This is a genomic window from Methanoculleus nereidis (assembly GCF_032944295.1).
Lineage (GTDB): Archaea > Halobacteriota > Methanomicrobia > Methanomicrobiales > Methanoculleaceae > Methanoculleus > Methanoculleus nereidis.
This window is the reverse complement of sequence record NZ_JABFFQ010000003.1, coordinates 35,472-47,292: the sequence shown is the minus strand read 5'-3', so window position 1 is coordinate 47,292 and position 11,821 is coordinate 35,472. Positions and strand designations below refer to the sequence as shown.

General features: G+C 60.3%; 11 protein-coding genes. 2 read left to right on the top strand and 9 right to left on the bottom strand.

All coding sequences use genetic code 11. The annotated features are described in order from the left end of the window. Positions 1 to 37: 37 nt before the first annotated feature. The 3 genes from HL657_RS05715 to wecB form a co-directional block, all read right to left on the bottom strand. The gene (locus HL657_RS05715) at positions 38 to 385 is read right to left on the bottom strand and encodes a hypothetical protein (protein WP_317295866.1); all 348 of its coding nucleotides are present in this window, start codon (positions 383 to 385) and stop codon (positions 38 to 40) included. Positions 386 to 449: 64 nt separating this feature from the next. Then, positions 450 to 635, bottom strand: a complete 186-nt coding sequence (locus tag HL657_RS05710) for a 2-hydroxymuconate tautomerase (RefSeq protein WP_317295865.1) — start codon at positions 633 to 635, stop codon at positions 450 to 452. Between the two features lie 98 nt (positions 636 to 733). Next, entirely contained in the window at positions 734 to 1,840 is a 1,107-nt protein-coding gene (gene wecB / locus HL657_RS05705) for a non-hydrolyzing UDP-N-acetylglucosamine 2-epimerase (protein ID WP_317295864.1), read from the bottom strand. A gap of 155 nt (positions 1,841 to 1,995) precedes the next feature. Here wecB and HL657_RS05700 point away from each other — a divergent pair, with 155 nt between their 5' ends. After that, positions 1,996 to 3,165 (top strand): glycosyltransferase family 4 protein, encoded by a 1,170-nt coding sequence (locus HL657_RS05700; RefSeq protein WP_317295863.1) that lies wholly within the window; start codon positions 1,996 to 1,998, stop codon positions 3,163 to 3,165. Positions 3,166 to 3,169: 4 nt separating this feature from the next. Continuing rightward, the gene (locus tag HL657_RS05695; RefSeq protein ID WP_317295862.1) at positions 3,170 to 3,934 is read left to right on the top strand and encodes a glycosyltransferase family 2 protein; all 765 of its coding nucleotides are present in this window, start codon (positions 3,170 to 3,172) and stop codon (positions 3,932 to 3,934) included. A 31-nt stretch (positions 3,935 to 3,965) separates the two neighbouring features. On the opposite strand, the gene asnB is transcribed toward HL657_RS05695, so the two are convergent. From asnB to HL657_RS05665, 6 genes are all read right to left on the bottom strand, one after another. After that, on the bottom strand, positions 3,966 to 5,786 hold the full coding sequence (gene asnB, locus HL657_RS05690; RefSeq protein WP_317295861.1) for an asparagine synthase (glutamine-hydrolyzing): 1,821 nt from the start codon (positions 5,784 to 5,786) through the stop codon (positions 3,966 to 3,968). 124 nt (positions 5,787 to 5,910) lie between these two features. Further along, entirely contained in the window at positions 5,911 to 7,032 is a 1,122-nt protein-coding gene (locus tag HL657_RS05685; protein ID WP_317295860.1) for a glycosyltransferase, read from the bottom strand. A gap of 216 nt (positions 7,033 to 7,248) precedes the next feature. After that, positions 7,249 to 8,334: a DegT/DnrJ/EryC1/StrS family aminotransferase gene (locus HL657_RS05680; RefSeq protein ID WP_317295859.1), complete on the bottom strand. Its 1,086-nt coding sequence runs from the start codon at positions 8,332 to 8,334 to the stop codon at positions 7,249 to 7,251. Continuing rightward, positions 8,331 to 8,930, bottom strand: coding sequence for an acyltransferase (locus HL657_RS05675; RefSeq protein ID WP_317295858.1), 600 nt, complete (start codon positions 8,928 to 8,930; stop codon positions 8,331 to 8,333). The genes HL657_RS05680 and HL657_RS05675 overlap by 4 nt, the downstream gene beginning before the upstream one ends. Further along, a complete protein-coding gene (gene glmS / locus HL657_RS05670; protein WP_317295857.1) occupies positions 8,927 to 10,666 on the bottom strand; it encodes a glutamine--fructose-6-phosphate transaminase (isomerizing) in 1,740 nt (579 codons plus the stop codon). Before glmS ends, HL657_RS05675 begins: the two co-directional genes overlap by 4 nt. Next, positions 10,667 to 11,821 (bottom strand): sugar phosphate nucleotidyltransferase, encoded by a 1,155-nt coding sequence (locus HL657_RS05665; RefSeq protein WP_317295856.1) that lies wholly within the window; start codon positions 11,819 to 11,821, stop codon positions 10,667 to 10,669.

The window sequence follows — 11,821 nt, the reverse complement described above, 5'->3', positions numbered from 1 at the left end:
CGCCGAAACATATACCGTTTCCGGATGCGGCCAGTCGCTAGAGCAGCCCGCACCCGGAGAGGTGGTAGAGCCGCTCGACCCTCTCGGCCGCCGCCTCCGATACCGCCTGTCGGATACGGACGAGAACGGTCTCGATATCCTCCTCGGGCATGCACCCGAGGTCCTCCCGGCCGGCGAGGATCTGGTCGGTGAGATAGCCCCATTCCTCGTCCGAGAGGCGGCTGACCCGTTCTGCAAAGTCTTCCTCGTCCTTCGCGATATGGTTGGAGACCGGGGGGAGGATCGAGTGGAACTCGTGCCCTGAGCCCGGACAGAGGACACCGCTGTATTCAGGAGCCAGTTTTCGCAGGATGGCAAAGTCCTTCTCGTCAAATTCGCGTGCCATGATGCCATTCACTCACGGGGTTTGAGGCTCCTTTCGGCTAAAAAAGTGTTCGCTCGCTACGGGACTACTGCTCCGAGAGGAGTTTTCCCGCCCGTGCGATGCTCTCGGTCGTAAGTTCCTCAAAGAAGATGGTGACCACCTGTGGGTCAACGCCGAACGTCTTCGTGACCGCGGCGGTGATCTCGTCTGCGAGTATCCGTTTCTGTTCAAGCGTCCGTCCCTCTGCCATACGAATGGTTATTACCGGCATGGTTTCTCAAAAGAGTGTGGGGCGAAGCGGTATTTATTTTGCGGGGGTGAAGGGGGCGGAGCAGGAAGCCCCGCCCTTCAGGGCGGGGTAGTTCACGTTCATGATTGTCCCGATTCTGCGGCGAATTTATCCTCTGCATCGAGGACCTCCACTATCTGCTTTCCCGCCGTCCCGTCCCCGTAAGGGTTCTCCCAGGTCCGCTCCCTCTCCATCATCGTCCGCGCGCCTTCCACGATCGCCTCCGGACCGGTCCCCACCAGGATGTTTGCGCCGGCAGACACTGTCTCCGGCCGCTCCGTGTTCTCCCGCAACGTCGCACAGGGTACGCGAAGGATACATGCCTCCTCCTGGACGCCGCCGGAGTCGGTCAGGATCAATGCCGCATGCTTCTCCAGCTGGAGAAAGGAGAGGTAGTCGATCGGGTCGATGCAGCGAATCGCTCCAGCCTGCAGTCCGAATTGCTCCATCATCTTCCTCGTCCGAGGGTGCATGGGATAGATCACCGGCACCGCGTACTCGGTCGCGATACGTTCAAGACCCTTGAGGATATTCCCGAGTCCTCTCGCGTCGTCGACGTTCTCCTGGCGATGGGCGGTGACGAGGAAGTAGTCGCCCCGGCGGACCCCGAGTTCTGAAAGGGGATCTATCGTCTCTTCGCTGATCGAGAGGTTCTGGAATAGCGCATCTACGACCGTGTTCCCGCAGACAAAGATCTTCCCGTCAGGTATGCCTTCATGCACCAGGTTCTGTCGCGACTCCTCCGTCGGCGCGAACAGGTAATCGGAGGCATGATCTGCCATTATCCTGTTGATCTCTTCCGGCATTCTCCGGTCGTTGCTCCGCAGGCCGGCCTCGACGTGCCCGACAGGGATATGAAGTTTCACTGCGGCGAGCGCTCCCGCGAGCACCGTGTTGGTGTCTCCCTGTACGAGAACTGCATGAGGCTCCTCATCGATCAGGACCCGCTCGATCTGGCCGAGCATCTTTCCGGTCTGCTCCCCCTGCAGACCCGACCCCACGTTGAGGTTGTACCGCGCCTCCGGGAGGTGCAGCTGCTCAAAGAAGATCTTGTCCATTGAGTAGGAGTAGTGCTGGCCGGTATGAAGGATGAAGTAGTCCTCTCCTCTCCTCTCATATTCCCTGATGATCGGAGACATCTTGATGATCTCAGGCCGTGTCCCGAGGATAATTGCGACGCTGCTCATGGTTCACCTGCATGGTTGGTGCGGTATTCCATTCATTGATCCGGTGCCATATATAGCGCTGTTGTTGCGATATTTCTCGTCGGGGTCAACTACTCTTCGGCCCCCATCTGGGAAGACATATAATGAGCCTGATGTAAATGTAGTTAGGGGAGCGAATGGGGCTCAATATCTGCATACTTTCGGTCGATTTTCTCCCGAATGTCGGGGGGATCGCAGCACATGTCTACGAGCTTGCCAGGGCGCTCCGGGACCTCGGGAACGACGTCACGATAGTTACGTTTCGGGATGCCCTCTTCGCTCCGGGAGAAGAGACGGTCGACGGTCTCCATGTTGTCAGGGTCTACCTGCCCCGGAACACCGTGCTGCTGTATCCGGCGTTTGCCCTGCTTGAATATTTCAGCGTACGGCGCATCATCAAGAGAAAGAAGATCGATCTCCTGCACTCGCACTACGTATTCCCTGACGGGTTCGTGTCGAGGCTGCAGCCGGGGGTGCCCGGGATTGCGACCGAGCATACCTCCGGGTTCCTGGACCGCCTCGAGCGGGGAAGGATGTTAGGGCTGTACCGGTGGGTCTACAGCCGTATGGACCACATCATCACCCCCAGCGACGAACTTGCCGGGGCGGTCGGGTCGCTCGGGGTTCCCCGGCAGAAGATCACGTTCGTCTCGAACGGGGTGGATACGGATAAATTTTCGCCGGAGGTTCCGTCCAGGGACCTCCGGCAGCAGTACGCCCTCGCACCGGACACCCGGATCGTGCTCTGTCCCCGCCGCCTCGAACCGAAAAACGGTGTCAGATACCTGGTTGAAGCGGTTCCGGCGGTTCTCCGGCAATGCCCGGAGACCAGATTCTTTGTCGTCGGGGGATCGTATCCCGACCAGCTGGCCCTGCTCCAGAAGAGAGCCCGTGAACTCGGGGTGCAGGACCACATCATCTTTGCCGGGTCGGTTCCGAACGCCGAGATGCCCTCATGGTATACGGCGGCGGACGTCGTGGTTCTCCCCTCCCTCAAGGAGGCGACCAGTATCGCGGGGCTTGAAGCGATGGCGTGCGGCAGGCCCCTGGTGGGGACGAATGTCGGGGGCATACCGCATCTCATCACCGACGGCAGGACCGGGCTCCTTGTGGAGCCGAAAGATTCCGATGGGCTCGCCGATGCGCTGGTGCATGTCCTGACTGATGATGCCGCCCGGAGAGAGATGGGGGTTGCGGCCCGCAAAAAGGCCGTGGACCAGTTTTCCTGGGCCCGGATCGCCGGCACTGTGCAGAGCATCTATACGAGAACCCTCCAGAACGTTGAGAGAAGAGATAGGAAGCGGTGACAGCATGGGGATCACAGCCTGCCTTATAACAAAAAACGAAGAAGAGGCTCTGGCCCGGTCGCTGGAGATGATCTCGGCATACGTCGATGAGATCGTCATTGTCGACGGACAGAGCGAGGACAATACGGCCGGCGTTGCCGAGAAGTACGGCGCCGTGATAATCCAGAAGAAGTTCTCCGGCAGTTTTGCCATCGAGCGGAATTGCGGTATCGAGAGGGCGCAGAACGAGTGGGTCTTCATCCTCGATCCCGACGAGACGCTCGAGCCGGGGCTCATCGAGAACCTCCGGGGTCTTGCCTCCTCCCCGAAGTACGACGCCTACTCGTTCCTCAGGCACGACGTCCTCCCGGACGGCACAGTCCTTGAAACACCGTGTGGGCACCCGGAGATCCATGTCAGGCTTGCGAAGAGGGACAGGCTTCGGTATTACGGTGCAATCCATGAGAAAGCGGTCGTCACCGGCAGAATCAAGTTTGTCCCGAAAGCGATCTATCACCATCGCGGCTACTTCGAGGACTATCCGCAAGAGAAGAAGGAGCGCTTTGAGGCGATCGGACGGAATGCATCAGAAGATCTCCAGGGCCTGAAAATATCCTCGCGGGCGCTGCTCGTGAGGAACGTGAAACTGGTCTTTCACTATTTCAGGAACATGCTCATCGGGATGGGACTCTACCGAAAGGGGCCGTCCGGCATCGTCCGCGCGATACAATATACCTACAGTTTTGCGAGTTATGGGCTGAGACAGTACGTCCGCCTGGGCCAGATCTGATAGAGGAGATCTCCCTTCCTCCTTGCCGGGGCTATGCTGCCGGATCGATGAACCGGCGCAGCCAGAGTTCACAGCAGATTATACGCCAGATCTCGGACGAGTAGGGCGCCTTCCCCTGGAGAAAGGCCTTATAGCTCTCTGCTACTGCGTCAGCATCCCAGTAGGGGCGGCTCTTAAACGCCTCGGACGACAGAATCTCAAGGACCTTCTCGCTCATGTCCCCCTGCATCCAGACCTCCTCGGGAGTGGCGAACCCTTTCTTGTCCATCCTGCACCGGATCACCTCGGGAACCAGCCCCCGGATGGCCTTTCGGAGGATGAACTTGGTCACGCCGCCCCTGATCTTCTGGTCGGCGGGCAATGACGCCAGAAATTCCACGACCCGGTAGTCGAGGAACGGGACCCGTGCTTCGATCGAGAAGGCCATCGATGTCCGGTCTTCCCAGTGGAGCAGATAGGGCAGGTTCGCCCGCATCAGGTCGGTCTCCAGGACCTCGTTCAGGGTGCCGCGATAGCGGGGAGTGCGGGACCCTTCCATCCGGATCAGGCTCCGGTGCTTTTTGCGGGCAAAGAGTTGCGTCAGGGTGTACGAGAGGAAATCACTGTGGTGTCTGAGTGTCCCGAGAGTCTCGCGTGCAGCCCGCAGGATATGGAACCCCCGGACCAGCTCCCTGATATGGCAGTACTGGTAGGCGATGTAGCCTGCAAGGAGCTCGTCAGCTCCCTGCCCGTCCAGCACCACCTTTACCTCGTCCCGGGCAAGCCGCATGACGCAGTATTGGGAGTACAGTGTCAGGGCGGCAAACGGCTCGTCGTTGATGTAGAGCAGGTGCTCGATATCCGCCCAGATCGAATCGGTGGTCGGGTAGACCCGGTGTGACCTGACGCCTGTACTCTCTACGGCGATATCGATGTAGGTGCTCTCGTCACACCGTTTGTCCTCGAAGCAGGCAGAAAACGTATTCTGGCGCGGGGGCTCCTTTCCTGGAGAACTCCGGTGGAGCGCCCGGTTGATGAGCACCGTCAGGGAGGATGAGTCCAGTCCGCCGGAGAGGCAGGTTCCAACCGGCACATCACTGCGCAGGTGGAGATCAACCGCGTCTTCAAGGAGGCTTAAGAACTCCCCGGAAAGGCGTTCGTCGGAATCGGGCTCTGATTCAAGGGCGGGATTGAATGCAACCTCCCAGAATGCCGTATGCTCCACGATCCCGCTCTCCCCGACGATCATGTAGTGTGCCGGGAGCAGCTGGAGCACTCCCTCAAACATCGTCTGGTTGGTGTGGTCTGCGAGGCCCCACGTGAGGAATGCAGACACCATCTCTTCGTTGGGACGCCTGCCTATCCCCGGATGATCTCGTAATGCCTTGATCTCTGAGGCAAAGAGGAACGAGTCGCCGGCCATGGCATAGTAGAACGGTTTTATTCCCAGACGATCGCGGGCGCAGAAGAGCTCGCCCCGCCGCTCGTCCCAGAGGGCGAACGCCCACATCCCGTTGAACCGGCGTAGACAGTCGACCCCCCACTCCTCGTAGGCATGGAGGATCACCTCGGTGTCGGTCTTTGACCGGAATTGGTGCCCACATGAGATGAGTTCCTCCATAAGTTCCCTGTAGTTGTAGATCTCCCCGTTGAAGACCAGCCAGAGCGCCCCGTCCTCGTTCTGCATCGGCTGGTGCCCCTCTTCGGAGAGATCGATGATTGCCAGGCGGCGGTGAGCAAGCGCTACCATCCCGTCTACGTAGATCCCGTCCCCGTCGGGCCCGCGGTGTCTGATGAGGTCGGACATCCGCCGGACCAACTCTGGATCGGCTCCTCCTCCCGCAAGGTGCAGTTGCCCGGCAATACCACACATGGATAAGAGAGTCTATCTGCAGGATGATATATTTCTCTTGCAGGATCCGGTTTATTGCGCTGGATCGTGCTCCGGGTAAAAATTGATGATTTCAGGCCCCTCAGCAGAGGGGAGACCGGACTGGCTACCCGGTCCCCACCTTGTTTGACGTACTCTCCCAGACCCGCATGTCTTTTCCCAGGTTGAGCAGTCCTTTTGCCAGGTAGGCCTGGTTTGTGGCGAAGGAGACGATGGTGCTGCTCCTCCAGAAGTAACCGATCAGGACGAGGAGGGCGAGCACCCCGATAGCGAAGATCGGGATTGCCAGGGCGAGCCCTACGATGAAGAGAGCACTTCCGATGAAGAAGAGGGCCGGCGTTGCGAGGTACATGTAGATCCGCAGGGGATAGAAGAGCCGCGAAAATGGACGTGCATGCCCCAGGAGATCAAGATTTGCGGTTGTCGCCTCGATCAGACGTGTTGCCCGACGGATCTTCTGCCGGTACTGCGTATGGAAATCCCGGGGTATATCTTCATACACCAGAGCCCTGGGCTCGTAAGCCGCCCGGAACCCGCGCCGGATCACCTCGAATGCCGTGTTTGCGTCGTCTGCTCCGCGCTTATCATCGATCCGGGTCACCAGATCGCGCTTGAATGCGACAAGCGCACCATTGAATGTGTAGGTAGAGTCGACAGCACTCTCCCAGCTGCACATCCGTCCGTAGTAGTTCCGATAAGCGCTCTCCATCTGTGCGGGATGAGAGCCGTCTCCGGGGAGGGGGTGGAGATCTCCGCAGACCGCAGCGATACGCTCATCGCTGACGAGCCGGGCAATAAGGCACTCGAGCGCTTTCCGCTCGAAGAAGACGTCCGCGTCCGTAGTGACGACGATCGGAAAGCGTGCCGTCTTCATCGCTTTGTTATACGAACGGTTTGTGCCCAGTCGCTCGGTATTGGCAATGATCCGGTGAGTGATACCGGCCTTCCTGAAGGCCTCCCCGGCAAGCACCCGGGTGTTGTCGGAGGAGCAGTCGTCCACAAAGATGACCTCATATCGGTCTGCCGGGTATGAAGATGCAAGGATGTTCTCGACCCGCTTCTGAATGACTGCCTCTTCGTTATAGGCCGATATGATGATGCTGATGGGCGGATACTCTTCGAGTGCCGGCGGTTCGCCGGTTTTTTTGCCGATGTTGATCCCGATGAAGAATATGATATAGGGTACGACCGCAGCCGCGAGGAGCCCCAGGCCGATCCAGAGAAGCATGAAATTAATCTATGGGATTAGTATTTATCGTTTGGGAATACGAGAAGTAATTTGTCCTCATGGTGTTCTGCTTTTTCGGTTGTACAGTACTCTTCTCTTTCCCCTCGCAAAAAAGATCATTCGTATTGCAAGACACGTCGCAGGCGATACCGCCGGGTCGCAAGGATGGGGATAAGATCGGGGTCCGGATGGCTTGAGGCCGGGTACGATGCCTGGTTATAGCAGCCCCCGGACCACGTCGCAGATGTACGCCAGTTCTTCGTCGGTCACCGCCGGATGGACCGGCAGGCTCACGACCGATGCCGCAAGACCGTCCGATACTGGGCAGGAAGCGTGCTCGTTTTCGTAGACGGGCTGCCGGTTGACGGGGATGGGGTAGTGGACGGCGGTTCCGATCCCCTTACCGCCGAGAGCGCTCATGAACACGTCACGCGTGAGCGGGTAGCCGGCAGGGAGCTTCACGACGTACTGGTGGTAGACGTGCCGGACGTCCGGTGCCGTGTAGGGTGTGACGAGTCCCGTACCCTCGAGATAGCGGTCGAGGTAGTGAGCGTTCTCGATCCGGCGCTCGTTGAACCCCTCGACCCGCCCGAGCTGCACAAGGCCGATGGCGGCGGCGATGTTCGTCATCCGGTAGTTGTAGCCGATGGCCGAATGGAGGTACTTCTGGCTCTGCCCGTGATTGATGAGGAGCCGGACCCGTTCGGCAAGGTGGTCGTCGTCGGTCGTGACCATGCCCCCTTCGCCGGTGGTCATGTTCTTTGTCGGGTAAAACGAAAAACAGGCGAGATCGGCGAGGCTGCCCGCCCGTTTCCCGTGGTACTCCGCACCGTGCGCCTGGGCCGCGTCCTCGATGAGGACGAGGTTGTGGTCGTCGCAGAGTGCGCGGACGGCAGCGACGTCGAACGGTTGCCCGAAGAGGTGGACCCCGACGACCGCCCGGGTGTCGGGCTGGATGAGGGCCCCGGCCGAGCCAGGGTCGATGTTGAACGTCCGTGGATCGACGTCCGCAAAGAGCGGTGTCGCCCCACACATCGAGACGCTCGACGCCGTCGCAAAGAACGTGAACGCCGGGACGACCACTGAGTCCCCCGGCCCGACGCCGGCGGCAAGGAGGGCCGCGTGGAGCGCCGCTGTTCCGGAATTGACGCCGATTGCGTGGGCGGCGCCGCAGTATTCGGCAAAAAGGGACTCGAACTCCGTGACGACCGACCCCTGGGCGAGCATCCCCGACCGCAACACATCGGCGACGGCCTCGACCTCCTCCTCCCCGACGAGCGGCCGGGCGACGGGAATCTTCACCGGCACCGCCTCGCTTCAGGGGGGAGCGGGCGGAACCGTGCCGGCGCTCCCACCGCGAGCATCCCGGGCGGGACGTCCTTTGTCACTACCGCACCGGCGGCGACGAACGCCCCCTCCCCGACGGTGACGCCGGGGAGGATGGTTGCGTTCGCACCGATGACGGCGTCGTCTCCGATCACCGGGCCCCGGAGGGATTCGTGAGGGCCGGGGGGGTAGCGGTCGTTCGTCAGCACGGCGTTCGGGCCGATGAAGACCCGGTCACCGATCCGGGCCCCGGTCGGGATGTAGACCAGGCTCTGAAGACGCGCATCGTCGCCGATCGTGCAATCGCCCTCGATCACCGCCGCCGTTCCTATTGCCACCCCGTTACCGATGGTCGTCTTTTCGCGTACCAGCACGTTATGGCCGGACTGGAACCCATCGCCAATCTTCACGTCGCAGTAGATGATGGTGCCCGACCTGAGGACTGCGTTCCTCCCGATGGTGGCGCCCGGGTAGTCTTCCTCTCCTATCCGGTCGCGGGAGGGAAACCCGATGGTCACCGGCTCGAATATCGTTGCCCCTTCGCCGAGGGCGTTCTGTCCATACTCAATCATTCAACGGTCACGCTCTTTGCCAGATTTCGCGGTTTGTCGACGTCCCGCTGCAACGCACAAGCGGTATGGTAGGCGAGCAGCTGGAGGGCGACCGATGCGGTCAGCACCTGTACCAGAAGGTGTGTGTTCGGAATAGGAATGAAGATGTCCACGATCTCGGCAAGTTCCGTATCACCGGCAACCCCGAGAGCGATAACCGGCGCTTTCCTTGCCTTCATCTCCTTGATGTTCGAGGCCATCACGCCGTAGGTTGGTCCCGGGGTGCAGACAGCGACGACCGGGGTCTCCTCCGTGAGCAGGGCAAACGGGCCATGCTTGAGTTCTCCCGCCGCATACCCCTCGGCGTGGACGTAACTGATCTCCTTCATCTTGAGGGCGCCTTCCATCGAGACCGGGTAAAACGGCCCCCTTCCTACGAAGAAGACATGCTCGGCCTTTGAACAGAGGGTGACCGCCTCCCTGACATCTTGAAGGAGGACGTCCCCGATGGCCAGGTGCGCGTGCGACAGGACGTCATCGAACGCCCCCTCGCACCGCAGGTTGACAATCTGCATCAGCGCCGCAAGCTGTGCCGTGTAGGATTTGGTTGCGGCGACGCCGATCTCGGGGCCGGCCCGCATGAGCAGGGTCTCATCAGCAATCCGGGTGACCGTGCTTCCCTGCATGTTGGTTATGGCGAGCGTGGGACAGTTGTGGGCTTTCGCCTTCTTTAACGCGGCTATCGTATCCGCTGTCTCCCCTGACTGCGAGACCGCGATCACGAGGCCGTGGAGGGGTGGGGTGAAGTACTTGAACTCCGACCCGACCTCGACCCGTACAGGAATACTGCAGAGCGATTCGGCCAGGTATTTGAAGGCCAGGGCGGTGTGGTAGGATGTCCCGCATGCGACCAGAGTGATCTCGTCTGCCTCCCTGACCATCTGCTGCACGCCATCGCTGATACCTGCTCTGATGGTCTCGTAGAATGATTGGGGCTGTTCGTAGATCTCCTTGAGCATGTAGTGGGCAAACCCGCCTTTCCGGGTATCCTCGACGCACCAGGCGATCAGCTCGATCGGGCGCTCCACTGTCTGGCCGCCGTGGTAAATGGTGAGGCGATCGGGCGTCAGGTCGGCGACGTCACCGTCTTCGAGGAAGATCACACGTTCGGTGTACTCGAGAAGCGGCGTCATATCCGAGGCGGCAAAGACTTCTGCATCCCCGACGCCGAGGACGAGCGGGCTCGCGTCGCGGGCGGCGACGATCCGATGGGTATCCTCCGCGATCGCGAGGACGGCGTATGAGCCTTCGAGCAGAGGAAGGGTGGCGTTGACCGCTGCGAGGAGATCCCCGCTATAATGCTCCTCGATGAGGTGGGCGATCACCTCGGTGTCGGTCTCCGACCGGAACGTATGGCCGCGCCCCTCGAGCTGCCGTTTCAATTCGCTGTAGTTCTCGATGACCCCGTTATGCACCACGGCAATTTTGCCGTTGCAGTCGATATGCGGGTGGGCGTTGATGTCATTGGGTTCGCCATGCGTAGCCCACCGGGTATGCCCGATCCCGGTACACCCGCACAAATCAGTCGCGCCAGCCTCACCGTCCGAGATACGGCCTGCCTTCTTATAGATCTCGATCGCACTTCCAACCGTTGCGATGCCGAATGAGTCGTAGCCACGGTATTCGAGCCGTTTCAAGCCCTGGATGAGGACCGGCGTTGCGTCACGCCTCCCGATATAGCCGACGATTCCGCACATCTACATCACCCGGGTGCCGTCTTCGATGAGGCCGACCACTGTCTTCCCCTCCTCAATAGTAACACTGTTACCTGCTATACAATTTTTAAATGTTGTGAATGGTGCCGCACGGACCCCGTCACCGAGGACTGCACCGAATTCCTCCTTGTGGATGCGGCCACCGACCTCGATGAAACTCGCGGAGGGGTAGGTGGTGGTATGGTCGGCAAGGATGCAGCCCTGGCCGAAGACCGCCGAGACGATCCTCGAGTGGGATCCGATCGTGACGTCGTTCATGATAAGCGAGTCGGCAACATAGGTGAACGGCTCGAACACCACGCGGTCACCGATGCTCGTATTGGGCATGATCATGCAACCCGGGCCGATGTTGCAGTTGCTCCCGATGGTGACGGGGCCGTAGATCACGGTATTCGGGCCGACGGTCGTCCCCGTGCCGATGCGTACGGTACCCCGGCGGATGACGGATGCGTCGACCGTGCCTCCGATCCCGGGTGTGATCCCCCGGAGCATCCGGCTGTTCAGTTTCAGGAGGTCCCAGGAGTAAACAGCATCCTGCCAATCATCTGCCGGGATGGCCCGTATCCGGCGGCCCGACGCGATCATGGCGGCGAGAGCATCGGGGATCTCGTTCGTCTGGAGGTAGGAGAAGACGTCGGGTTTGAATGAGTATATCCCGGTCGATACCGTGAACGTCGGGGCGTCTTCGGGTTTTTCGAGGATCTCGCGGATGAGGCCGTTCCGGATCACGACGACTCCGAAGTTCGAGGGGTTCGGATGCTCGGCCACGAGCATGGCGTTCTGCTCCTTCTTGATCCGGGCGATCGATTCCGCGTTGACGTAGTTGTCACCGGGAAGAACGAGGAAATCTTCCGTGATCTCTGATTCGGCCGCCCGGAGAGCATCCGCGGTCCCGAGCTGCCGTTCCTGCACGGCGACCTGGATCGGGGCATCGAGTTTGTTGAGGTATCGAATGACGTCTTCCTTGCGGTATCCGACTACCACCACAATGTCGCGGATCCCGTTCTCCAGCAGGGCATCGATGACGTACTCGATGATCGGCTGGTTTGCGACCGGGATCATGGCTTTGGGCTTGCTCCGGGTGAGCGGCCGCAGACGGCTCCCCTCTCCAGCTGCTAAAATGACTGCCTGCATCAT